The 23,886-nt window shown below is 63.1% G+C and carries 18 protein-coding genes; 11 read left to right on the top strand and 7 right to left on the bottom strand.

The window, feature by feature from the left end; genetic code table 11:
• Positions 1–12 precede the first annotated feature (12 nt).
• Genes chlG through ACMDW7_RS13360 form a run of 5 tightly spaced genes read left to right on the top strand, consistent with a single transcriptional unit; the run spans position 13 to position 4,354 of the window.
• On the top strand, positions 13–891 hold the full coding sequence (gene chlG / locus ACMDW7_RS13380) for a chlorophyll synthase ChlG (protein ID WP_377303576.1): 879 nt from the start codon (positions 13–15) through the stop codon (positions 889–891).
• Between the two features lie 52 nt (positions 892–943).
• Entirely contained in the window at positions 944–2,362 is a 1,419-nt protein-coding gene (locus ACMDW7_RS13375) for a BCD family MFS transporter (RefSeq protein ID WP_377303578.1), read from the top strand.
• A 2-nt stretch (positions 2,363–2,364) separates the two neighbouring features.
• Complete coding sequence (locus ACMDW7_RS13370) at positions 2,365–3,564, top strand: geranylgeranyl diphosphate reductase (protein WP_377303580.1); 1,200 nt, start codon at positions 2,365–2,367, stop codon at positions 3,562–3,564.
• The gene (locus ACMDW7_RS13365; RefSeq protein ID WP_377303582.1) at positions 3,561–4,070 is read left to right on the top strand and encodes a TspO/MBR family protein; all 510 of its coding nucleotides are present in this window, start codon (positions 3,561–3,563) and stop codon (positions 4,068–4,070) included. Before ACMDW7_RS13370 ends, ACMDW7_RS13365 begins: the two co-directional genes overlap by 4 nt.
• Positions 4,070–4,354, top strand: a complete 285-nt coding sequence (locus tag ACMDW7_RS13360) for a hypothetical protein (RefSeq protein WP_377303584.1) — start codon at positions 4,070–4,072, stop codon at positions 4,352–4,354. Before ACMDW7_RS13365 ends, ACMDW7_RS13360 begins: the two co-directional genes overlap by 1 nt.
• A gap of 9 nt (positions 4,355–4,363) precedes the next feature.
• On the opposite strand, the gene ACMDW7_RS13355 is transcribed toward ACMDW7_RS13360, so the two are convergent.
• The 4 genes from ACMDW7_RS13355 to ACMDW7_RS13340 form a co-directional block, all read right to left on the bottom strand.
• Entirely contained in the window at positions 4,364–4,822 is a 459-nt protein-coding gene (locus tag ACMDW7_RS13355) for a BLUF domain-containing protein (protein ID WP_377303586.1), read from the bottom strand.
• 45 nt (positions 4,823–4,867) lie between these two features.
• On the bottom strand, positions 4,868–5,572 hold the full coding sequence (gene folE, locus ACMDW7_RS13350) for a GTP cyclohydrolase I (protein ID WP_054124806.1): 705 nt from the start codon (positions 5,570–5,572) through the stop codon (positions 4,868–4,870).
• 78 nt (positions 5,573–5,650) lie between these two features.
• On the bottom strand, positions 5,651–7,834 hold the full coding sequence (gene glgB / locus ACMDW7_RS13345) for a 1,4-alpha-glucan branching protein GlgB (protein WP_377303588.1): 2,184 nt from the start codon (positions 7,832–7,834) through the stop codon (positions 5,651–5,653).
• A 13-nt stretch (positions 7,835–7,847) separates the two neighbouring features.
• Positions 7,848–10,235 carry a glycogen/starch/alpha-glucan phosphorylase gene (locus tag ACMDW7_RS13340; RefSeq protein WP_377304270.1) on the bottom strand — a complete coding sequence of 796 codons (2,388 nt, stop codon included), beginning with the start codon at positions 10,233–10,235 and terminating at the stop codon, positions 7,848–7,850.
• Between the two features lie 394 nt (positions 10,236–10,629).
• On the opposite strand from ACMDW7_RS13340, the gene ACMDW7_RS13335 reads away from it, so the two are divergent.
• The 6 genes from ACMDW7_RS13335 to ACMDW7_RS13310 all read left to right on the top strand — a co-directional run bounded on the left by ACMDW7_RS13335 (position 10,630) and on the right by ACMDW7_RS13310 (position 19,783).
• Positions 10,630–11,739 carry an ABC transporter ATP-binding protein gene (locus ACMDW7_RS13335; RefSeq protein WP_377303590.1) on the top strand — a complete coding sequence of 370 codons (1,110 nt, stop codon included), beginning with the start codon at positions 10,630–10,632 and terminating at the stop codon, positions 11,737–11,739.
• A complete protein-coding gene (malE, locus tag ACMDW7_RS13330; RefSeq protein ID WP_377303592.1) occupies positions 11,736–12,932 on the top strand; it encodes a maltose/maltodextrin ABC transporter substrate-binding protein MalE in 1,197 nt (398 codons plus the stop codon). Before ACMDW7_RS13335 ends, malE begins: the two co-directional genes overlap by 4 nt.
• A 116-nt stretch (positions 12,933–13,048) precedes the next feature.
• Complete coding sequence (gene malF, locus ACMDW7_RS13325) at positions 13,049–14,497, top strand: maltose ABC transporter permease MalF (protein ID WP_377304271.1); 1,449 nt, start codon at positions 13,049–13,051, stop codon at positions 14,495–14,497.
• Between the two features lie 9 nt (positions 14,498–14,506).
• Complete coding sequence (malG, locus tag ACMDW7_RS13320) at positions 14,507–15,397, top strand: maltose ABC transporter permease MalG (RefSeq protein ID WP_377303594.1); 891 nt, start codon at positions 14,507–14,509, stop codon at positions 15,395–15,397.
• A 34-nt stretch (positions 15,398–15,431) separates the two neighbouring features.
• Entirely contained in the window at positions 15,432–17,042 is a 1,611-nt protein-coding gene (locus ACMDW7_RS13315) for a glycoside hydrolase family 13 protein (protein WP_377303596.1), read from the top strand.
• Positions 17,042–19,783 carry an alpha-amylase family glycosyl hydrolase gene (locus ACMDW7_RS13310; protein WP_377303598.1) on the top strand — a complete coding sequence of 914 codons (2,742 nt, stop codon included), beginning with the start codon at positions 17,042–17,044 and terminating at the stop codon, positions 19,781–19,783. The genes ACMDW7_RS13315 and ACMDW7_RS13310 overlap by 1 nt, the downstream gene beginning before the upstream one ends.
• Before the next feature lie 128 nt (positions 19,784–19,911).
• On the opposite strand, the gene ACMDW7_RS13305 is transcribed toward ACMDW7_RS13310, so the two are convergent.
• The 3 genes from ACMDW7_RS13305 to ACMDW7_RS13295 all read right to left on the bottom strand — a co-directional run bounded on the left by ACMDW7_RS13305 (position 19,912) and on the right by ACMDW7_RS13295 (position 23,863).
• Positions 19,912–20,907, bottom strand: a complete 996-nt coding sequence (locus ACMDW7_RS13305) for a hypothetical protein (protein ID WP_414859566.1) — start codon at positions 20,905–20,907, stop codon at positions 19,912–19,914.
• A gap of 158 nt (positions 20,908–21,065) precedes the next feature.
• Positions 21,066–22,067, bottom strand: a complete 1,002-nt coding sequence (locus ACMDW7_RS13300) for a T6SS immunity protein Tli4 family protein (protein ID WP_414859565.1) — start codon at positions 22,065–22,067, stop codon at positions 21,066–21,068.
• Between the two features lie 56 nt (positions 22,068–22,123).
• Positions 22,124–23,863 carry an esterase/lipase family protein gene (locus ACMDW7_RS13295; RefSeq protein WP_377303604.1) on the bottom strand — a complete coding sequence of 580 codons (1,740 nt, stop codon included), beginning with the start codon at positions 23,861–23,863 and terminating at the stop codon, positions 22,124–22,126.
• Positions 23,864–23,886 lie beyond the last annotated feature (23 nt).

Below are 23,886 nucleotides of genomic sequence, written 5' to 3'. Positions count from 1 at the left end.
AGAATGAACCTCATGGCGCGCCCCACCTTTTCCGCCTTTGCCGAGTTGCTAAAGCCGGTCACCTGGTTTCCGCCGATGTGGGCCTTTGCCTGCGGCGTGGTGGCCTCCGCCGCACCGCTGGCCGGTCAGTGGCAGCTCGTGGTGCTGGGCATTCTGCTCGCCGGGCCGGCCGTGTGCGCCACCAGTCAGGCGGTCAATGACTGGTTTGACCGACATGTCGATGCCATCAACGAACCCAAGCGGCCGATCCCCTCAGGCCGCATGCCGGGCCGCTGGGGTCTGTATGTGGCCATCGCCTGGACCCTGCTGTCGATACTGCTCGCCTCTGTCCTGGGCACCTGGGCCTTTCTGGCCGCGTTGCTCGGGCTGGCGCTGGCCTGGGCCTACAGCGCACCGCCGATTCGCCTGAAGCGCAACGGCTGGTGGGGTAACGCCGCCTGCGCCCTGTCCTATGAGGGGCTGGCCTGGATCACGGGTGCCGCGGTGGTGGCGGGCGGTGTGCTGCCGGATTCGCGCTCGCTGGTCCTTGCGCTGCTCTACAGCGCCGGCGCACACGGGATCATGACGCTGAACGACTTCAAGTCCGTGGCGGGGGACCGGATCATGGGCGTGGGCTCGCTGCCCGTGCGCCTGGGTGTGGACCGCGCAGCGCAGGTGGCGAGCGCCACGATGGCTGTGCCGCAGGTGGCCGTGATCGGTTTGCTGCTGTTCTGGGGTGCACCCTGGTACGCCGTGGCCGTCGGCGTGCTGCTGGGGGTGCAGGTGCTGATGATGCGGCGCTTCATTGCGGCGCCGGTCGCGCGTGCGCTCTGGTACAGCGCACTGGGCGTGCCTCTGTTTGTCAGCGGGATGATGGTCAGCGCCTTCGCCCTGCGTTCAATCGCGGTTTGAGTGGCGCGGCAGCGTGCACGACATGAGGCAGGCGGGGGCGATGGAGGGCACGATGCAAGACACGATCCAGACTGGCGCCGCCGAGGCGCATGCACTGCAGGGCGGTGCGATGTTCAGTTGGCGCAGCGTCGTGCGCCTTGGCCTGGTGCAGGCTTGCCTGGGTGCAGTGGTCGTGCTCACGACGTCCACGCTGAACCGGGTGATGGTGGTGGAACACGCCTTGCCCGCCATGATTCCCGGCCTGCTGGTGGCCCTGCACTACATCGTCCAGATGACCCGTCCGCGCATGGGCTGGGGCTCGGACGTCGGCGGTCGCCGCACGCCCTGGATCATCGGCGGCATGGCCGTGCTGGCGCTCGGCGGGTTTCTTGCGGCCTGCGCCACCGTGCTGATGGCCAGCTCGCGTACACAGGGCTTTGTGCTCGCGGTGCTGGCGTTCACGCTCATCGGCCTGGGGGTCAGTGCGAGCGGCACCTCGCTGCTCGTGCTGCTGGCTAAGCGTGTGGACGAGGGGCGCAAGGCCGGTGCAGCAACGGTGGTGTGGCTCATGATGATCGCCGGCTTTGCCCTGACGGCGGCCACTGCAGGCAAGCTGCTTGACCCGTACTCCGGCGCGCGGCTGCTGGCTGTGTCGGGCGGTGTGTCGGTGTTGGCGCTGCTGGTCTCGTGCATTGCTCTGTGGGGTATCGAAGGTGCGCGCCCGGCTCAGCAAGCCGCGGCACCGGAGGCCTCGCGCGAGGACTTCCGCGCTGCACTACGCGAGGTGTGGGCTGACCCGACGGCGCGGCGCTTCACCTTGTTTGTGTTCACCTCGATGCTGGCGTACAGCGCGCAGGACCTGATCCTTGAGCCCTTCGCCGGCATGGTGCTGGGCTTCACACCCGGCGAGTCGACCGCCTTGTCCGGTGTCCAGCACGGCGGCGTGCTTGCGGGCATGCTTCTTGTGGCCCTGGCTGCGGGGCGCGGCAAAGGCCGACAGATCGGTTCCCTCAAAGCGTGGTGTGTGGGCGGGTGCATCGCCTCGGCGCTGGCGATGATGGGCCTGGTGATGACGGCCTTCGTGGGCGATGCATGGCCGTTCAAGGCGACCGTTTTCATCCTCGGGGTGGCCAACGGCGCATTCTCGATCGCCGCGATCGGCAGCATGATGAGTCTGGCCAGTGCGGCGGGGCCGAGCACTACGGCCTCCGGGGCCAACGCAAAGCGCCGCGAGGGCACGCGCATGGGCCTTTGGGGCGCGGCCCAGGCCATCGCCTTCGGATTGGGCGGCTTTGCCGGCACGGTGGCCAGCGACCTTGCCCGCTGGCTGCTGGGTTCAGCCGCAGCCGGCTACGCGAGCGTCTTTGCGCTCGAGGCGGTGTTCTTCCTGGTGGCAGCGGCACTCGCGGCATCGCTGGGTCAGCAGTTTGTGAGCCGTGCGCGAACGCACCGTATTCCGGATGCGCTGGTTGCACAGCTTGAGCAGAGGTGATCATGAGCGCAATCCGAAGCTTTGATGTGGTGGTCGTTGGTGGTGGGCCGGCGGGTGCGACTGCAGCGCGCGACTTGGCCGCACTGGGAAAGCGTGTGCTGCTGCTGGACCGGGACGGCCGGATCAAGCCTTGCGGGGGCGCAATTCCGCCGCGTCTGATCAAGGACTTCGAGATCCCGGATCATCTGCTGGTGGCCAAGGCGCGATGTGCACGCATGATCTCGCCATCGGATGTCCGGGTGGACATACCGATTGAAGGCGGATTCGTCGGCATGGTCGATCGAGATGTGTTCGACGAGTGGCTGCGTGAGCGCGCAGTCGCAGCCGGTGCCGAGCGTGAGCGCGGCGTGTTCGAGCGGATCGATCGCGATACCGATGGCGCAGCACTCGTGCGCTATGCACCGCGTGAATCGCACAGGGCTGGTGAACTTCAAACCGTGCGTGCGCGCTGCGTGATCGGCGCCGATGGCGCACGCTCCGCCGTCGCAAGGCAGGAGATTCCTGGGGCCGACAAGGGCAAATTTGTTTTCGCGTACCACGAGATCATTGAAACGCCGCATTCAGCGCCCGAGGCGGTGGATCCATCTCGCTGCGATGTCTACTACCGAGGCGCCCTGTCGCCGGATTTCTATGGCTGGGTGTTCCCCCACGGGCCGAGCATGAGTGTGGGTACCGGCAGTGCGGACAAGGGCTTCTCCCTGCGAGGGGGGGTCGCCGATCTTCGACGGGCAGCAGGATTGGCTGCTGCCAAGACCCTGCGTCGCGAAGGTGCGCCGATTCCGCTCAAGCCGCTGCCGCGCTGGGAAAACGGCAAGGACGTGGTGATCTGCGGTGATGCCGCGGGTGTCGTGGCCCCAGCCTCGGGTGAGGGCATCTACTACGCAATGGCCTGCGGGCGCATGGCAGGCGAGGCGGTGGCGGAGTTCCTGCAAAGTGGCGATGCCCGCGCGCTGCGTCTCGCGCGCAAGCGCTTCATGAAAGCCCATGGCCGGGTGTTCTGGGTGCTGGGCATCATGCAGCACTTCTGGTACTCGAGCGACAAGCGCCGCGAGCGCTTCGTCAGCATCTGCAAGGACCGCGATGTCCAGCAACTGACCTTTGACGCCTACATGAACAAGGAGCTTGTGCGGGCCAAACCCATGGCCCATGTCCGAATCTTCTTCAAGGACATGGCGCACCTGCTCGGGTTGGCCCGCGTGTGAGTCCCACCCAGACCGGCAAGCCGCGGCTGCCGTGGCGCGTGATCGCACTGGCTGCCGCAGCGGTCCTTGTGGTCGCGCTTGCGGGTGGCCTGGCCACGGACATTGGCGCGTGGTACCTGGGCCTGAAGCAGCCGCCATGGAAACCGCCTGACTGGCTGTTCGGCCCCGCGTGGATGCTGATCTACGGCTGCACGGCGACATCCGCAGTGCTCGCCTGGGAAGCTTGCCGCGAGCCGCGTGAACGCAACTGGCTTCTTGGCGCGTTCGCCCTCAATGCTGTGCTGAACGTGCTTTGGAGCGTGCTGTTCTTCACTGCACAACGGCCGGACTGGGCCTTTGCCGAGGTCATGCTGCTCTGGCTGTCCATCGTGCTTCTAGGCATTCTCGTTCGGCGGCATAGCACACTTGCAGTGTGGATGCTGGCGCCTTATCTCGCGTGGGTCAGCTTTGCAGCCGCTTTGAATCTTGCGGTTGTTCGGCTCAACGCACCGTTCGGGGTGCGTTGATGGAGGTGCTGCTGCGCAGTCCGCACCTGATTGACGCGATTGCGCTGATGACGCTGCTCGAAGCCGTGGTTCTCTATGCGCTTCACCGCTTGCGCGGCCTCGGGCCGCCGCCGCACGAGTGGCTGCCCAACATCGTCTCGGGCGTACTGCTGATGCTCAGCCTGCGCAGCGTGCTCGCACAATCCGCGTGGTGGTGGATTGCGGGGTTCTTGTTGGCTGCGGGCGTCGTCCACTGGATGGATCTCATCTCGCGCTGGCGAGTACCGCCCACGCGCCCGCGCTGAGCCCGGTATCTATTGGTTGCTCGCCAAGGCAACCCGTGTCGATTCGGCCCGGCCGATGATGGCTGCCGTCTGGATCAGTTCCTCAAGCAGTGCCACAGACACCTTGCCCGACACGGCGTAGGGATCAAGCACCGGCTTCTCGCTGTACTTGAGCAGGATGGAGGGGTTGAGCTTTTCCAGATGCACCTGACCCATCGTCCAGCCGGCAAAGCGGCGCTCGGTGATCTCTTCGTAGTGAAGCATCACGACATCCTTGTGGCGCTCATCGCGAACGATCTGGTTGTAGAGCTGGTTCACCGGGCCGCGCCCGCCCTCGAGAACCTGCATGAAGATGTCGCCGCCCCAGCACAGGATGCCGGTGACACCGAGATCCGGATTGTGCGCACGCGACTGGGCGAGGATGGAATCGACCGACGCACGGCTGATCGGCCCGGTGGCGCGACTCACGTAAAGCATTCTGACGAGCATGGTGGTTCCCTGGATGAACGGTGTGATGTGTGACGCTGCGCGAAGTCAGGGCTTGCGATTGGACAGCAGCGACAGGAACTCGCGCCGCAGATTCGGATCCTTGAGGAAGGAGCCGCGCATGACGCTGTTGATCATCTTGGAGTCAGTGTCCTTGACGCCGCGCCAGACCATGCAGAAGTGGTCTGCCTCCATCACGACGGCCAGACCGTCAGGCTGAAGCTTCTCCATCAGCAGGTCGGCCACCTGACTGACGGCTTCCTCCTGGATCTGCGGGCGGCTCATGACCCAGTCGATCAGGCGCGCGTACTTGGACAGACCGATCAGGTTGGAATGCTCGTTGGGCATGACCCCAACCCAGACCTTGCCGATGATGGGGCAGAGATGATGCGAGCAGGCGCTTCGCACCATGATCGGGCCGACGATCATGAGCTCGTTCAGATGCTCGACGTTCGGAAACTCGGTCACTGAAGGCTGCGCGACGTAGCGGCCGCGGAAGACCTCGGTGAGAAACATCTTGGCAACACGACGCGCGGTTTCCTGCGTGTTGTGGTCACTCTCAGTGTCGATGACCAGACTCTCTAGCACGGTCTGCATCTTGTGCGCGACTTCCTCAATTAGACGCGCGTCATCCCCGGCATCCAGATAGGCCGAGATGTTGTCATTGGCATGGAAGCGCTTGCCGGCCGCTTTGAGGCGTTCGCGGATCTTGAATGAGACCGGGACGCCCAATTCTTCGTCTGTGTGTTTCATGGGAGGAGTCTTTCTTGGGCAGGGCCTCAAGAGTACTCCGCCCATGCATGTTGGGCGATGACCTGATCGACCTGCTGCTCAGGCCGCAACGAGGTACAGCGTCGCCAGTGGGGGCAGGGTCAGGGCGATGGAGTGGCTGCGGCCATTCGCCTCAATGGCTTGGACGGGCTTGGCAGCGCCCAGGTTGCCAACCTCGGAGCCGCCGTAGACCTGGCTGTCCGTATTCAGGATCTCGCGCCACGCACCGGCACCATTGAATGGCACGCCGACACGGTAATCGTGCCTTGGCACAGGCGTGAAGTTGCATACGACGATGACCTGCTCATTCCCGCTCTTTCGCATGAAGGCAAAAACCGATTGCTCCGCATCATTTGCGACGAGCCACTCGAATCCCTGGGCTTCGCAGTCATGCATATGCAGGGCGGCGTGCTTTCTGTAGGCGCCGTTCAGGTCCCGGATCAGCGTCTGCACACCACGGTGCTCGGCTTGGTCGAGCAGGTGCCAGTCGAGCTGGCCGTCGTGATTCCACTCGCACTCCTGAGCGAACTCGCCGCCCATGAACAGCAGTTTCTTACCCGGGTGAGCCCACATGAACGCGTAGTACGCACGGAGGTTTGCGAACTTCTGCCAGCGATCCCCCGGCATCTTGTTGAGCAGGGAACCCTTTCCGTGGACAACTTCGTCGTGCGACAGGGGTAGAACGAAGTTCTCGGAGAAGGCGTAGACCAGCCCAAAAGTCATCTTGTCATGGTGCCACCTGCGGTGCACCGGGTCCTCGCGCATGTAGGCGAGGCTGTCGTGCATCCAGCCCATGTTCCACTTGTAGTGAAAGCCCAGACCGCCGTCGTACACGGGACGTGAAACCCCAGGGAAGGCGGTGGACTCTTCGGCGATGGTCACTGCGCCCGGAGCGTGCTCGCCGATGATGCTGTTGACCGACCGGAGCAGGCTGATGGCCTCGAGGTTCTCTCGGCCACCATGGACGTTGGGTATCCACTCTCCGTCCGGCCTGCTGTAGTCCCGATAGAGCATGGACGCGACTGCGTCTACACGCAGGCCGTCGACGCCGTAGCGCTCCAGCCAGAACAGGGCGCTGCCTGCGAGAAGGTTGCGCACCTCGGTCCGGCCGAAGTTGTAGATCGCGGTGCTCCAGTCGCGATGAAAGCCTTCGCGTGGGTCGGCATACTCGTAGAGCGCCGTGCCATCAAACTGGGTGAGGCCGTGCGCGTCCATCGGAAAGTGCGCGGGTACCCAGTCGATGATGACGCCCAGTCCGGCATCGTGGCAGGCGAGCACGAAGCGCCTCAGTCCATCCGGATCGCCAAAGCGCGCCGAGGGCGCAAACTGCGAGAAGGTCTGATAGCCCCATGACCCATCGAACGGATGCTCAGATATGGGCAGCACCTCGATGTGCGTGAACCCGAGCTTGCTTACGTAGTCAGGTAGCTGCTCGGCGAGCGTGTCCCAGTCGGAGAAAGTACCCACGCCCGGTCTGCGCCAAGACTGCAGATGTACCTCGTAGATGCTGATCGGCGCCGAGCGCTGATTGGCTTTGCGCCGGCTTGCTCCAAGTGACCGAGGCGTCGGCAAGTGTGCGACCCGGCTTGCCGTGGCGGGTCGCATTTCCGTGCGCAGCGCGTAGGGGTCAGCCTTTTGCGGCAGACGCGCACCGTCCTGACTGCGCAGTTCAAACTTGTAGGCTGCTCCCAAGGGGACCTCGGGGATGAAGATCTCCCAGACCCCAATCCCGAAGTGCAGGCGCATCGGATGCGCCATCGGGTTCCAGCCATTGAAGTCGCCAACGACCGCGACCGTTCGCGCGTTGGGCGCCCATACGGCGAAGCGCACACCGTCGACATGGCCGACCCGAACGGGGTGTGCTCCGAGCACCGTGTACGGCCGCAGATGAGAGCCCTCACCGAGGTAATGCAGGTCGTCAGCGGAAATGAGCGAGCCGAACGAGTACGGGTCAGCAACAAGCGTCTCGATTCCGCTGGCGGCCCAGCGCACCCGGAGTCGATAGTCGAACGCACGTCGGCGGCGCGGAATCAACGCTTCGAAGACACCGCGCGGATCCCGGATCTCCATGCCGACGAGATCAGCGCCCGACCCGGCGTCACACACGGATACCTCGGCTGCACCCGGAACAAGCGAGCGCACCCAGAGGCGACCGCGGTCGTCCGCATGCATCCCGAGTACGCCGAACGAGTTCTCGTGTGCACCCGCGGCGAGTTTCTCGACCTCATGTGCACTTAGTGACATGCCTTCGACCTGATCAAGCGCGGTTCAACGGTGCGCGCCAGATGCGCTCGGCGTACTCCCGGATCGTCCGGTCGCTCGAGAAGAATCCCATCCCGGCGATGTTGCGAACCGCTGTTTCGCCCCACAGTGCGGGCTGACGGAACAGTTCGTCGACCCGTGCTTGCGCATCGCAGTAGGCCGCAAAGTCCGCAAAGAGCATGTATTGGTCGCGGTTCATCAGGCTCTCAACGAGTGCCCGGTAGCGATCTGTCTCACCCGGGCTGAATTGGCCGCTGCCGATGGCATCAATGACCGCGCGAAGTCTGGCGTTTTCCTCGTAGTACAGGCGCGGGTCGTAGCCGAGATTCTTCATGCGCTGTACTTCGTCGGCGAGCAGGCCGAAGATGAAGAAGTGTTCTCGGCCGACGTTTTCGGCCATTTCGATGTTCGCACCGTCCCAGGTGCCGATGGTCAGCGCTCCGTTGAGTGCGAACTTCATGTTGCCGGTGCCTGACGCCTCTGTACCCGCGGTGGAGATCTGCTCTGACAGATCGGCGGCAGGCATGATGACCTCGGCGAGGGACACGCTGTAGTTGGGCAGGAACACGAGCTTGAGCTTGTCGCCCACCCGCGGGTCGCTGTTGACCACTCGGGCCACGTCGTGAATCAGGCGGATGATGCTCTTCGCGGCCACATACGCGCTCGCGGCCTTGCCCGCGAAGATCACGGTACGCGGCACCCATTCCGCCTGGGGATTGGCGACGATTGCCTGATACCGCGAGATCACATGCAGCACGTTGAGCAGTTGCCGCTTGTATTCGTGGATGCGCTTCACCTGGACGTCAAAGAGACTGTCCGGCGATACGCTGATGCCGAGCTCCCGGCGGATCAGCTCGGCGAGGCGCTCCTTGTTGCTCCGCTTAGCAGCCTGCACTGCCTTGATGAGGGTGGGACTGACCTTGTTGCCCTTGCCCACGAGTCCACCAAGATCGTCCAGCCGAGTCGGCCATTGATCGCCGAGCTGCTTGTCGAGCACCGCACCCAGCGCGGGATTGCACTGAGCCAGCCAGCGCCGAGGGGTGACGCCGTTGGTCACGTTGCCGAAGCGCTCAGGCCAGATCCGCGCGAAGTCGGCAAAGATCGTCTCTACCATGAGGTCGCTGTGCAGGGCCGATACGCCATTGACGTAGTGCGACATGACGATCGACAGGTTGGCCATTCGAGCGCGGCGCTCGCCCTGCTCATCGATCAGCGAGACGCGTCGCAGCAGTTCCGCATCGCCCGGGAACTTTGCTGCGACTTCGGCAAGAAAGCGCGCATTGATCTCGTAGATGATCTCGAGGTGACGTGGCAGGAGCTCTTCAAGCATGCGGACGGGCCAGGTTTCTAGGGCCTCTGGCATGAGCGTGTGGTTGGTGTAGGAGAGCGCCTTGTGCGCGTGTGCGTAGGCTTCGTCCCAGCTCAGGCCATGCTCATCGAGCAGCAAGCGCATCAGTTCAGCTGCTGACAGCGCTGGGTGCGTGTCATTGAGATGCACGGCGATGTGATCGCCCAGTCGATCCAGCGTGCGGTGTTCCGCGAGATGGCGCGCAATCATGTCCTGAAGGGACGCGCTGACCAGGAGGAACTCCTGACGCAGGCGCAGATCACGCCCGGCTTGTGTGCTGTCGTCCGGATACAGCACCCAGTTCAGCCGCTCGGCTTGCAGACGCTGCTGGGCCGCACCGGCGTGTTCGCCGCGGGAGAAGCTGGCGTAGTCGAGCGGCATCGTGCTGCTGGCTTTCCACAGCCGCAGCGTTGAGACGCGCCGGGTGCCATGCCCGGGGATCACCATGTCGTGCGCAGTGGCACGAACCGTTTCGGCCGGGACCCAGCGTCGCGCCATCGAGCCGGGGCCATCGGCTTCAACCCGCCCGCCGAAGCCGACCGTATAGCGGATTTCGGGGCGGGCAAACTCCCAGGGACTGCCGGCGCGCAGCCAGTCATCTGGCTGCTCGATCTGGGCGCCGTCCTGAATACGCTGCTGGAACATGCCGTACTCATAGCGCAGGCCGTAGCCAAATGAGGGCAGTCCGAGCGTGGCCATGGAATCCAGAAAGCAGGCGGCGAGCCGACCCAGGCCTCCGTTACCCAGCGCAGCATCGGCCTCCCGGTCGAGCACTGCGGAGCCTTCGTGTCCAGCCTTTCGCGCAGCGGCATCAAAGTCGCCGCTGAGGTTCAGTGCATCCAGCGCGTTGCGCAAGGCGCGGCCCATGAGGAACTCCATGGACAGATAGTGAACCCGCCGTTGCCCGCTACGTGCGTCCTGCGCCTGGGTCTCATGCCAGCGCTGCGCTAGCTCCGGGCGGCAGGCATCCGCGCATGCTCGCATCCAGCTTTCAAGCGAGTTGAATTGCTGCGTCGGCACATCCTTGTTGCTCATTGCGCTGCGCAGTGCGACAACAGTGGCGGGCGCCACTTCGTTCGTGCTTCGCGGCTGGGGGGTGCTGCGCGTCTTGGTGGGGCTCACGGGATCTCCTGGAGAGAGTGTGGGGCGCGACGATCAGGCTCGTATGCGCGCCCTTGGGTTGGGCACACTGCTTCACTTCGGATGTGTAGTTTAGCTACTTATTCTTAGAAAGGTGGCAAACGAGAGAGTGGCGCTGCTATGGAGACCACAAATCCGGCCTACATAGAGGCTTGTAGCAATCCTAGAAGCTGGCTATAGTCTATCGGCCTCTGCTCTGTTGGCGTCTACGCCGGCGATGCGGTAGAGGCGCCGATACCTAGATACAAGACGGGTCGACCACGGCTCGCGATTCGCAGGAGACATCCCGATGGGAGAGGTGCGCCTGTCCAACGTACGCAAGCAGTACGGGGACGTGAAGGTGCTGCAGGACATCAACCTGCACATCAAGGACGGCGAGTTCGTCGTGTTCGTCGGGCCTTCAGGGTGCGGCAAGTCCACTCTGCTGAGGATGATTGCTGGCCTGGAAGACATTTCTGGGGGCGAGTTGCACATTGGCGGCGAACTCGTGAACGACGTTCCGCCTGCGCAGCGCGGCATTGCGATGGTGTTCCAGTCGTACGCGCTGTATCCGCACATGAACTTGTTCGAGAACATGGCTTTTGGCCTGAAGCTCGCCAACGTGCCCAAGCCAGAGATCGAACGTGCAGTCCGTCAGGCAGCCAAGACGCTGAACATCGACCATTTGCTCGATCGAAAGCCGAAGGACCTCTCCGGTGGACAGCGCCAGCGCGTCGCCATCGGCCGCGCGATTGTGCGCAAGCCAGCGGTCTTTCTATTTGACGAGCCGCTCTCAAATCTTGATGCAGCCCTGCGTGTAAAGATGCGCTTCGAGTTCGCCAAGCTCCACCAGGAGCTCAAGACGACAATGATCTACGTGACGCATGATCAGGTCGAGGCCATGACCCTGGCCGACCGGATCGTGGTGCTTTCAGCGGGGCGTCTTGAGCAGGTCGGCACGCCCATGGAGCTGTATGAGCACCCGGTAAACCGCTTCGTTGCGGGCTTCATCGGGTCGCCGCAGATGAATTTTCTGGACGCGGAACTGGTAGAGGGACGTCCCGACCATGCCGTGGTTCGCGTGCCTAGTGGCGAAACGGTGTGGGCAGCCGTGGATGCCAGCCGAGCGCAGACTGGAGATCGCGTCACCCTAGGCATCCGGCCGGAGCACTTTCAGGTCAACGGTGCGGAGAATCCCCTGAAAGCGCAGGTCCGCTTTGTCGAGTCGCTCGGCAGCTCGACGCAGATGTACTGCGCTGCAGGCGGGAGTGAAGACCTGAGTTGCACGCTGGACGGACGCACCCGTTTGGTTCAGGGGCAACAAGTCGCTCTGGGCGTACCTACTAATGCCTGCTACATGTTCGATGCATCGGGCGAGGCGTTCCGCCGGACGGCATCGGACCTGGGAGGCACACCGTGAGCTGTGCACGCTGGACCGCTCTGCGACATGCCCTTACCGCGGCGGTGCTGGCCTCCGTCGTCACGGGTGCTGGCGCGCAAGCCGCGCCGGAGCTGATGGTCTGGATCAATGGCGACAAGGGTTACAACGGACTCCAGAAGGTAGGCGACAGCTTTGCCGCCAAGACCGGTGTCAAGGTGGTGGTCCAGCATCCGGAGAGTGCCACCGACAAGTTCCAGCAGGCTGTGGCGGCGGGCAAGGGCCCGGACGTGTTCTGCTGGCCTCATGACCGCATTGGCGAATGGGCCAAGGGTGGCCTCATCGTGCCGGTGCGTCCATCGGCCAAGGTGCGTAGTGAGATCGAGGATCTGGCCTGGCAGGCATTTACCTTCCAGGGCAAGACCTGGGGCTACCCGCTGGCGATCGAGACCGTGGGCCTGATCTACAACAAGTCGCTGGTGCCCAAGCCGCCGGCCTCCTGGGACGAGGTCATGCGAATGGATCGTGAACTGCGTGCCAGGGGTACTTCAGCCATTTTGTGGGACTACAACAAGTCCTTCTTCACGTGGGGTGTACTCGCCGCGGCTGGTGGGTACGTATTCGGCCGTGATGCTCAGGGCAACTTCGATACGCGCAAGATCGGTGTGAACACGCCGGGCGCCATCCGCGGTGCGGAAGTGCTTGAAGGGCTCATCAGGAACGGCCAGATGCCGCGGGGCGCCCGTTACGCCAACATGGAGGCGGGCTTCAATCAGGGAAAGATCGCGATGATGATTTCGGGCCCTTGGGCTTGGGAAAACGCGCGCAGAAGCAAGATCGACTTTGGGGTGGCTCCGATTCCGGCCGTGGATGGCCAGCCCGCCAAGCCCTTCGTCGGCGTGCTGGGCTGCATGATCGCTGCACCCAGTCGTGTGAAGGATATTGCCCGCGAGTTCATCGAGCATCACCTGCTCCTTCCCGAGAGTCTTCGAATCATCGATGCAGACGTGCCCCTCGGTGTGCCGGCCAACAAGCAGTTCTATGCGGAGTTGTCGGCCAATCCGAATATCCGCGCCACGATGGAAAGCGCCCGCAATGGAACCCCCATACCGAACATTCCTGAAATGAGTCGCTTCTGGGCGGCGATGGATGCGGCGCTGGAAGCCATAACGAATGGGCTGCAGGCGCCGCGAGACGCGCTGAATTCGGCCGCGGCCCGCCTGGGGGCGAGATGAATACGGCCGCGCGATCACTCTCAGACGCCTATGGTGCCCAGGTGCCTGCAGTGCGGACCGTCGTCGTGCTGACCAAATGGATCTTTGCGCTGGTGCTCGCGCTGGGCGTTCTGTGGATGGTATTCAGCATCTACGCTGCCGGCCAGCCCATCTGGGCGTTGGGTGTCCTCGTACTCTTTGGCGCGGGCTTCCATGTCTATTTGTCTAGCGTCAACTTTGCCTATCGCTACCTCTACCCGGGTGTCGCTGCCATGGTGGTCTTTGTGGCGTTTCCCTTGCTTTACACGGCGAGCATCGGCTTCACGAATTATTCCTCTGCGCATCTGCTGAGCGAGCAGCGTGCAAGGGCGTACCTGCTTGACCAGACATGGCCGGTGGAGCAGTCGATCATGGACGCGACGGTTCATGTGCAAGGAGGCGCCGCGCGCGTACTACTGCGCTCACGTTCCAGCGACCAGATCCTCGTTACGCCCGATCTCAATGGGACCGGTGCAGGGCCGGTCCAGGTCCAGCCGATCCATAGCACGGAGGAACTCGCGCCTGCACTCGACATCCGCGATGTAATCAGCCGGCGCGACTGGCTGATGCGGCTTCAGCTTAAACTGCCAGATGGCACCATCCTGAGCTATGCCGGCTTGCGAGAGTTCGCTGTTGTGAAGTCGCTCTGGAAAGCAGGCGATGACGGCGCGCTGATTTCCGCAGAGTCCGGAGTGCGCTACACCCCCAACCGCGAAACCGGCTTTTTTGAGTCGGATAGCGGTGAGCGACTGTCGCCCGGGTTCACCGTGGCCGTCGGGCTGGATAACTACGCCCGCATGGTCAATGACCCGGATTTTCGCGGTCCCTTCCTGTCGATCTTCATGTGGACAGTGGCATTCTCGGCGCTCACCGTGGCTTTCACGGTGGCTGTCGGCTTGCCGCTGGCGGTGCTGTTGAACTGGGAGGCGCTGCGCTTCCGCACGGTCTACCGAACGCTGGTCTTTCTGCCTTACGCAGTCCCGGCCTTCATCTCGATTCTGGTGTTCAAGGGCTTGTTCAACCAGAACTTCGGCGAGATCAACACGATCCTGCACAGCCTGTTCGGTGTTCGTCCTGCGTGGTTTGCAGATCCCACGCTGGCGAAGATCATGATCCTGATCGTGAACACCTGGCTTGGCTATCCCTACATCATGATCCTGTGCAGCGGACTGATGAAGGCTATTCCGTCTGACTTGTATGAGGCCTCGGCGCTGGCAGGTGCAGGTCCGCTGACCAACTTCTTCAAGATCACGGCGCCTCTGATCATCAAGCCGTTGACCCCGCTTCTGATCACCGTGTTTGCCTTCAACTTCAACAACTTCGTGGTGATCGCGCTACTCACGGATGGACGCCCCGACTTTCTCAATACGAAGGTACCGGCCGGCCAGACAGACATCCTGGTGTCGTACACATACCGTCTTGCGTTCCAAGATACCGGGCAGAACTTCGGTCTTGCCGCAGCGGTGTCTACGGTCATCTTCTTCATGATCGCAGTGATGTCGATCGTCAACCTGCGCTTGGCCAAGGTCAACGCGCAGAGCAGGTAGGAGCCGCACATGGCCGTCGTCACTGGCAAGGCGCAGCGCTGGCGGGTGCTTGCTGCCCACGTATTTCTTTGCTGCTTCATTGCACTGATCCTGTTTCCGCTCCTGGCGGTGATCTCCATCTCGCTGCGCCCAGGGAACTTCGCCACGGGATCGCTCATCCCCAGCGAGATCAGCTTTGAACACTGGAAGCTCGCCTTGGGCATCCCGCACGTGCTGGCGGACGGCACGGTAATGCAGCCGCCGTTCCCGGTGCTGCAATGGTTATGGAACTCCGTGAAGATTGCCACCATCGCATCCCTGCTCATCGTGGCGTTCTCCACCACTGCGGCATATGCGTTTGCCCGACTCAAGTTCCGGTTCAAGGAGTCCATCCTGAACACCATGCTGTTGCTGCAGATGTTCCCTGCCGTGCTTGCGCTGGTGGCCATCTATGCGATCTTCGAATTCATCGGGACCTACGTGCCCTGGCTGGGCATCGAGACCCACGGTGCCGTGGTGCTGGCTTACGTGGGTGGCCTCGCGATGCACATCTGGACGATCCGTGGCTACTTCGAAACCATACCTGCCGAGATCGAGGAAAACGCCAAGGTGGACGGTGCGACGCACTGGCAGGCGTTTCGATACGTGCTGCTTCCCATGGCGGTACCTATTCTCGTGGTGGTGTTCATCCTCGCCTTCATTGGCACCATCGTCGAGTATCCGGTCGCCTCAATCCTGCTGCGCGAGGAGCAGAACCTCACGCTGGCGGTCGGTTCGAAGTACTTCCTGCAGGAGCAGCGCTACCTCTGGGGCGACTTTGCCGCAGCCGCGGTCCTTTCCGGCCTTCCCATCACCATCGTGTTTTTGCTTGCTCAGCGCTGGATCGTGTCCGGCTTGACGGCCGGTGGCGTCAAAGGCTGAGGCCCACTGTCTGACCGTTTCATTCGGATTTCTCATGAGAGCTGCACTGACTCTTTCAGCTCTGACGCTCGCGGCGAGTGCTGCCCTGGCGCAGAGTTCACCGACCAACAAGGCGCCTGCCTCCATGTACGCGAACCAGTACGACAAGCAGGTTGCGGGCCTGTACGAAAAGCGCGAAGCCGATTGGCGCAATGGCGCGCTTGTCTATCAGGTGCTCGTGGACCGCTTTGCTCCCAGCGCCAACCTCGAAGCGAAGCGCAATCTGTATCCCCCACCCAAGCGCCTGCGCTCATGGGACGAGGAACCCAAGCGTGGCACATATCTGGACAAGGAGCGTGTCTGGAGTCATGAGATCGACTTCTGGGGCGGTGATCTGGCCAGCACCATGAGCCGCCTGGACTATGTGCAGCAGCTTGGCATCGAAGTGCTGTATCTGAATCCGATCCATCTCGGATGGACCAATCACAAGTACGACTCGCTGGACTACAACGTGGTCTCGCCGGAGTTCGGCACACGCGAGGACGTCCGCAAGCTGGCTGCCGAGCTCAAGCGTCGCAACATGAAGTTGGTGCTGGATGGCGTGTTCAACCACATGGGCCGCAATGCACCCATCTTCAAGGATGCGGAATCCAACCCCAAGAGTCCGTACCGTAACTGGTTCGTGTTCGGTTCGCAGTTCAAAGGCGGTGTGCGCGGCTGGTGGAATGTGGAGAACCTGCCTGAGCTGAACCTGGAACACAAGCCCGTACGGGATCATGTCTATGCCTCGCCAAACTCGGTTGTACGCAGTTACCTGCGCGACGGTGTGGATGGCTGGCGGCTGGATGTGGCCTTCGACATCGGCTTCAACTATCTGCGCGAGCTGACGCAGGCGGCGCATGCTGAAAAGCCGGGCTCGTTGGTCGTCGGCGAGATCCCGAACTACCCCCGTGAATGGTTTCCCTCGGTGGATGGCGTGATGCACTTCGGTCTGCGCAAGCTCATGATCTCTGCGGCCAACCGCGAGCTCGACGGCCCGTCTTTCACGCGCATGGTCGACCGCATGGTGCGCGATGCCAACTATGAGCACATGCTCAAGAGCTGGGTCTATCTGGACAACCATGACACCTTCCGGCTGGCCACCACGGTGCCGGATGCCAAGGCGCGCAAGCTTGCGCAAGTCATCCAGTTCACCCTGCCCGGTGCAGTGAATCTGTACTACGGCACCGAAGTGGCCATGGAAGGCGGCGATGACCCCGAGATGCGCGGCCCGATGCGCTGGGATCGGGTCGAGGCCAAGCATCCCGATCTGGCCTGGACCCGCCAGCTGATCGGCATCCGCAAGGCCAACCGTGCTTTGCGTGTGGGCGACTTCCGTACGGCAGAAGCCAGTGGCGGCGTGATTGCGTATGAACGCTTCACTGATCGAGCGGGAGATACCGTGCTGGTCATGATCAATCCTGCCCTGACCGAAGCCAACACCACCGTGTTGGTCAGCAATTCCAAGCTCATGGACGGCGAAAATCTGATCGACCAGATCAGCGGCCGCGTGGTGCAACTGCAGGCCTCGATGATCCAGGTCAAGATGCCGCCGCAGACCGCCTGGGTCCTCAAGCCCCGGCTCGTCACGCCCGAGGGCTACAGCAACTTCAAGCGAGTGCAGTGATGCGTATCGCCCTGCTGGCCCGCTGCGTCGGGCCGCTGCTGCTCGCCCTGAGCAGTGCAGCCACATTCGCCCAGGCGGGCTCTGCAGACGCGCCCGTCTGCAGCAAGGATCCCCTGGGTGGACGCAGCCTCTACCTGCGCGGCACCTTCAACAGCTGGAATGCCGTGGATCGGCAGCGATTCACCTGGGCCTGCAACCGCTATGAGCTCGTCACGAGCCTGCAGGGCGAGCACCGCTTCAAGCTCGGCGACGAGGGCTGGAGTGCCGATGCGGATTTCGGTGCGCCACCCGGTGCCGCCCGCAGCCCGATGCTTGCACTGCGCGGCCAGGAGATCAGCCGCAAGTTTTCCGGCGTCTACCGTCTGCGCCTGTCGATGTCGCCTTCTCTGAGGACGCCCACCTTGGATATCGAATCCTGTCCGGCGCAAGCGCCGCTTGGCGACACCGTGCTCTTTCTGCGCGGTTCCATGAACAACTGGGCCGCTGTGGACGACTTCCAGTTCCGCTGGAGCTGTGACGCGTACTACCTCAACGTCAAGGTGACCGGCCGGCACGACTTCAAGCTCGCCGATGTGGCCTGGTCGCCCAAGACCAGCTTCGGTGCCGATCCGCAGATGCGGCCCGCAGCTGGCGCCACGGGCAATCTCAATGCGGTGTTCTCCGGGGAACACACACTGCGCCTGGCCTTCGTCGACGGCAAGCCGGACTTCAGCATCGGCCCCAAGACCTTTGCTGATCCGACGGCGCAGCAGGTCAGCCATCCGGTGGCCCTGAGCCTGAAGTTCGACTCGCGCGCACCGCAGTTCAAGCAGCCCTTCGGTGCCGTGGTGGCGGGCACGCCCATCCGTTACAGCCTGGCTGCGGACAAGGGCGTGGATCGTGTCACCCTGGTCATCGAGAACCGCCGACTGGAGGGCAACCAGGAAGTGCTTGAGTACAGCACCCTGGCGCGCCTGCCCATGCAGCGGCGCGCCGACGGCAGCGGTGAGCGCTGGGAAGTGACCCATCGCTTCGAGCAGATCGGTGTCTACGGCTACTGGTTCGAAGTCCAGATCGGCGATGCCGCCTTCGTCTACCAGAACAACAGTCAGGCGGTCTTCTGGACCCGCGAGAAGGGCAGCGGCGGACTCGGCGCTGTGGCCGACAAGCCGGCCAGTACGCGTACCGTGCGGCGCTTCCGCCAGACTGTGTACTCCGCCGACTTCAAGGTGCCCGAGTGGGCGCCCGACACCGTCTACTACTACATCTTCCCGGACCGTTTCCGCAACGGCGACCGCAGCAACGACCCACGGCCCGGTGGCGGCCGCACCCAGGACCGCTATCACGACAAGGATGTCGAGTTCCACGCCAACTGGAATAGCAAACCATTTCGCCCCGGCACGGGCGATGGATCTGATGCCCACTTCAACAACGACTTCTTTGGTGGCGACCTGGCCGGCATCATCGAGAAGCTGGACTACATCAAGAGCCTCGGTGCGAACGCGATCTACATGACGCCGGTCTTCCAGGCATCCAGCAACCACAAGTACGACACCGCAGACTACACGCGCGTTGACCCGGCCTTCGGCACCAATGCGGACTTCGCGCGGCTCACCCGCGAGGCCGCTCGGCGCGGCATCCGCATCATCCCGGACACCTCGCTCAATCACACGGGCAGCGACTCGATCTACTTCGACCGCTTCGGCAAGTACGCCAGCCGCGGCGCGTTCGAGGGCGGCAAGATCCGCAAGGACTCGCTCTATGCGAGCTGGTACCGATTTGACGAAACCCAGACCGATCCCAACAAGCAGTACACGGGCTGGGTGGGTGTGGCCGATCTGCCGGAACTCGACAAGGCCTCGCCGGCCTGGCGCGACTTTGCCTACCGCAAGCCGGACAGCGTGATGAAGCAGTGGCTGGATCTCGGTGCGGCGGGCTGGCGCATGGATGTGGCCCCCTGGGTACCCGACGACTTCTGGCGCGAATGGCGCGCCGCGATCCGTGCCCACACGCCGGATGCCATCACGATCGCCGAGACCTGGTTCGACTCGTCCAAGTACTTCCTGGGCGACATGTTCGACAGCACCATGAACTACATCTTCCGCAATGCCGTGCTGGAGTACGCGGCAGGCGGCAACGCCAAGGAGCTGTGGCAGAACATCGAACTGATGCGCGAGGCCTATCCGCCGCAGGCCTTCTATGCGCTGATGAACCTGCTTTCCAGCCATGACCAGGCCCGCAGCCTGCACGTGCTGGGCTGGCATGAGGACAGCAAGCCGGACGCCATCGCGCTCGCCAAGCAGCGCTACAAATTGGCGGTCTTGGTGCAGATGACCTTCCCGGGCTCACCGGCCATCTACTACGGCGATGAAGTGAGCGTGACGGGGGGCGATGACCCCTACAACCGGGCCACCTACCCTTGGGCCGATCTCGGTGGTCGGCCCGATGAAGACATGCTCGCGTGGTTCCGGAAGCTCACGGCGCTTCGCAACCAGCATGCTGTATTGCGTCGTGGGTCGATTGATGCGCCGCTTTTCCTGGATGAGCGGGTTGTCGTACTGCATCGTGCTCTAGGCGACGAACATGCGATCGTGCTGCTCAACAACGCTGAGACCGAACGCGCTGTTGCTCTGAACGTTCCTGATCGCTTGCGAGGCCGCTATCTTGATCTGCTGACCGGTGAGCGGCTGGATTTGAGCCACCGCGTGATGCAGATCAATGCGCCTGCCCGGGGCGGGCGGGTGCTTGTCCGCCAAAAATAGTTCAATTACGGCCGAATGCCATTTGCTAGTGATCGGCCGAAGAGCTGCTTCTAGCAAGCGGAAAGCTTCCTGACACGTCTATCAAAAGATTGATTTCGGACAGGGGGTATCTATGTTGTTCGCGCCGATCAGCCGAGTGGATTGGCGGTGCGAGTGACCACGCCGAGGTCGATCCGCTTGGGGTTCTTCAGTCCGAGCACGACCGCCGCATCCTGCTTCGACGTCGCCTGGCGCGCCAGCTGCATGCATGCCAGCGTCCATGCAAGCAGGGCTGACGCGCCGGAGGCATCTTCAAGCTCATCCGCAAGATGCAGAGCCTCGTCACCGCGCATCAGATCGCTTCCAGGCAGGAAATAGTCTCTCGCGTCCGGATGAGCCAGCGCCATCGTGACCCCCTGAAGTGCAACGCTGTCTTCGTTCACCCTGCGGTCGACCACCCAGAAGGGCTTTCGAGCCCGCCATAGGGCCACATCGCCCATTGCTTGGGTGAGATGGGTCCAACCCTGCACGAAGGCGGCAGCGGTTTGAGTGCTGTCCAGTCGCCGCGCAGCGCTTGCCGATTCAGTGACGGGGCTGCCGTACTCGTCACACTGCAGTGACACGGCAACCGGTCGACACAAGCGACCGATTGGCGCGACGTTTTCCAGGCCTGCTCCTATCAGCTTGCGCCAATCCGACGACGGCTCGGTCTGGGGCGTCGTGCCCGCGCCCGAGGTCTGGCGCTGAAGTCGGACCATGCTGCCAACGAGAAGAAACACGTCGATGGGCACCTCGTGTCCCGCATTCACCTTGACCGGTCGCCGCGCATGAAGCAACACGGCGCCCAATGAGGGGTCAGCTAGGAATTGTGCGAAGACGATTGCCATGGGATCGGACGCAGTCTCCGCAGCAGCGGGCAGATCGTGTGGCAGCGCACGCATGCGATCCAGGCCTGCCCTGCCCAGCAGGTCGCCCAGGCGTAGGCGCGCAGATTGCGCCGTCATGCCGACGCCAGCGCAGGGCAGCCAGGCATGCTCAGCGCAACCCCGAACACACTCCGCCAGTGCCGAGGCTGCAGCCGCCTCCGGGGCGTCAGGCTGCGCACTCTGCTGATGTGCCAGGATCGTGGCCAGAAAGTCGGCCATGGCTCCGCCTCGCGCTGACATCCGCCGCAGGACGTCGTCGCCTGAGAGGTCACCGGCGCTGAGGGATGCGCCAAGAACGCTCAGCGCGAACGGCGTCTCCTCCGTGTTTGAAGTTGTTGTCTGCACCAGTGGTTTGCGTGTGTGCGTTGGTGCGGCACCTAGAACGCGCCGGCGCGCTGGCGGATGGATTGAGTCAGACCATCCCAGAGCTCGAGTGCCGCCTTGCGGCTCAAGGGCTGATTGATACCCGCGCCCGGTGCAGCGTCGAGCTGCTCGACGGTCATGCTGATGCGCAATGTGGGGCGCTGCGGCGTGCGGTCGCCATAGGCCTCAAGCTTGGCGTCCAGCGTCGGTACGCCACGGTCATTGTTCGCCAGGAGGACCAGCTCTTCAGCGGGGCGTCCGTCCACCATCCGGGTGCCGTTGCGAAGTTCCTCAAACTTGGGCAAAGGCGCACTGACCCGCTTGGCGGCATTCCAGCGTGCAAGCAGTTGATCGTCCCGGGTTTTGGGTACAGGCAGCTCGGTCGCCAGCGTGATGGTGACGCCTTGGGCAGGCAGCGTCAGTCGTGCAGATACGCTTTCGCGCCGATGTGCACCGCCTGGGAGCCACGCATCCTGCAGGCAGAGACCGGGTGACTGCGGCACCGTGCCGGGTGCACGAAAGCGCAGATTCTGGGCCGCCTGCGCAAACAGCGGGGTGTCGGCCGTGACCTCCGCCGTAGTCGCAGCGCCCGCAGCGATGTATTCGACACCTGGAGCCAGCCAGCGCCAGCCCTGGATCTCGAAGACCTCTGTGGCAGCAGCCGATTCGCGAAACACGATCACTGCGGCATCCGGGCCCAGCGCCTCCACGCGATGCAGCAGGCTCTTCTCAGTGTCATGGGGCGAGGTGCCCAGCTTCTGCGCGAAGACCTTGAGCTTGCCTTGGAAGGCGTCAAGCGTCGCGGCGCCTTCACGCTGCGCACGAAACTCGACATTCGGCAGCGTCACCGAGGGAACGCTGAACACGCTGCCAGCGGGTACGGTGACCTGGTAGCGACCAAAGCACTCGATTCTCATGATGGCTTTCTCAGGGACTTGTGACTTGATCGGCGCGCGGGCGACTGCTGCGGGCTCGCAGCCGGTGGCGATGAGCGTGAACAGCAGGGCGACCAGCATGCCTGCTCGGTGCAGGGCAGGGCGTCCGGCCGTCTTGGTGGCGTACGAGTGGAGCTTCACAGTGCCTCGGAGATGATTCGCGCGACGCTGTAGAGCGCCGCTGTTCTCGGTCGGTCGTCGTTCCAGCTGCCCTGATGGTCATAGCCCGGTCGGTGCGCGCACACAAACTGCGCGTGCTTTGCCGCGGCAGCACCGGAGCGCACCGGCACGGTACCGTCACCGGCTTCATCCTGCATCTCCAACCGACCCCAGAAGCGGTCACGCGGCAGCCAGTCATCGGGCAGGATCCAGCTCTTTGATGGACGATCGACCACCACGAGCCGGCGCCCGTGCTGATCATCTTCGTAGATGTTGCTCGAGCTGTGGATCTCCGCGTCAGACACCCCCTGGTAGTTGGTGATCCGCCAGACCGCATTGCCGAAGGCCTTGTGGTCTTCGTCGTCGTTGGCGTATTGGGCGTGCGTCAGTGGGTGGTAGTAGTTCGCGATCTTGTCGTGAAAGCTCTCCGCATACTTCAGATTCTGGGTGAAGCGTGCCCACAGCAGACGTCGTTCGCGAGGTTCGAGATCGTCGAAGTTGTCGGGATCGATCCAATCCGGGCGCATGAGACGCCACCAGACGGATTCCTGTGAATAGATCTCCGAATAAGGATTGGCCTTGGGCAGCGCCTCCAGCACACGGCCCTTGGCGTCCTTGAACTGCAGCCAACCGCTGCCGTACTGCTTGCTTGGCAGCAACTGCAGCGCGCCCGGACTTCCGCTGAACACCGCGGCGACAGCGGGGCCGTTCGGTCCGAGAATGCCCGACGCAGCATCCCAGCCGCGCGCCCAACCCTCAAAGCCGCCCTGGCAACGCCAATACGCCGCGGCAGCCCCCGTCGCGGGCATCACGCCGTGAATCACGCCCAGTGTCTTGCCTGCGAGGTTGCCGATTTGCGGACTGCACGCAGCGCGCGCGACCAGCCCGCCCATCGAGTGAGTCACCAGAATCACCTTGTCGCACTGATAGCCCAGTTTCGTGTAGTGCGCAATGAAGCCTTCCACACGCTTTGCAACGTATTTACCTGCATCCTCATTGCTGCGGATCCAGTTGTAGCCGACGGCATGGACAGGCAGCCAATACTCGGCAGCCTTCTTGAGGTCCTGTTCGCTCAGCGGCTTGTCGCCCTTGGTGATGTCCCAATCAACGGCTGCTGTGATGTTTCGGCCTGTGGTGCGCTTGCGCTGAAGCACGTTGCGGCTCCAGAGTGTGTCCAGCTGGCCGCGCCAGAACATGCGGTTCAGGTGCAGTTCGAGATAGGCGAGGAAGGGAAGGTACCCGCCACTGCCCAGCATGACCGAGCCCCAGCCCCGGCGGGTGAACTCTGCCTTCAGATTCTGCACCCGCCGCTTCTGCGCATTGGGCCCCGCGCGCCCGTCAGTCGCGCTGGTCACGTTGAAGCCGCTCACCGCTTCGTCGCCCAGCGGCATGTCCAGCGCCACCTCGGTATTGGCTGGGTCAAGGAGCCGGCGTCGCTGCGATGGGCTGAGTGGGCGGAACTTTGAAAGCATCCACCATGCTCCACCGGGATTCCACGCGAGGCCGTTGGTGTCAAAGCCCCCAGCTTCGACCAATCGCAGGTTCGATCCCATGATGCCCGGCAAGAACACGACCGGAATGACCTTGGACGCGGGGACGACGAGGGCCGTACGCTTGCTGTCCTGCACGGGTGTCAGACCCGCATCGGCGTAAGGTCGGCCCTGATCGTCGTATTGGATCGGGACTTCGTTGTACAGATCGAAAGGATTCGAGCTCATGCAGCTTGCCGGTGCGGATGGGT

The organism is Piscinibacterium candidicorallinum (genome assembly GCF_047549485.1).
GTDB lineage: Bacteria > Pseudomonadota > Gammaproteobacteria > Burkholderiales > Burkholderiaceae_C > Piscinibacterium > Piscinibacterium candidicorallinum.
This window is presented reverse-complemented; position numbering and strand designations above follow the sequence as displayed.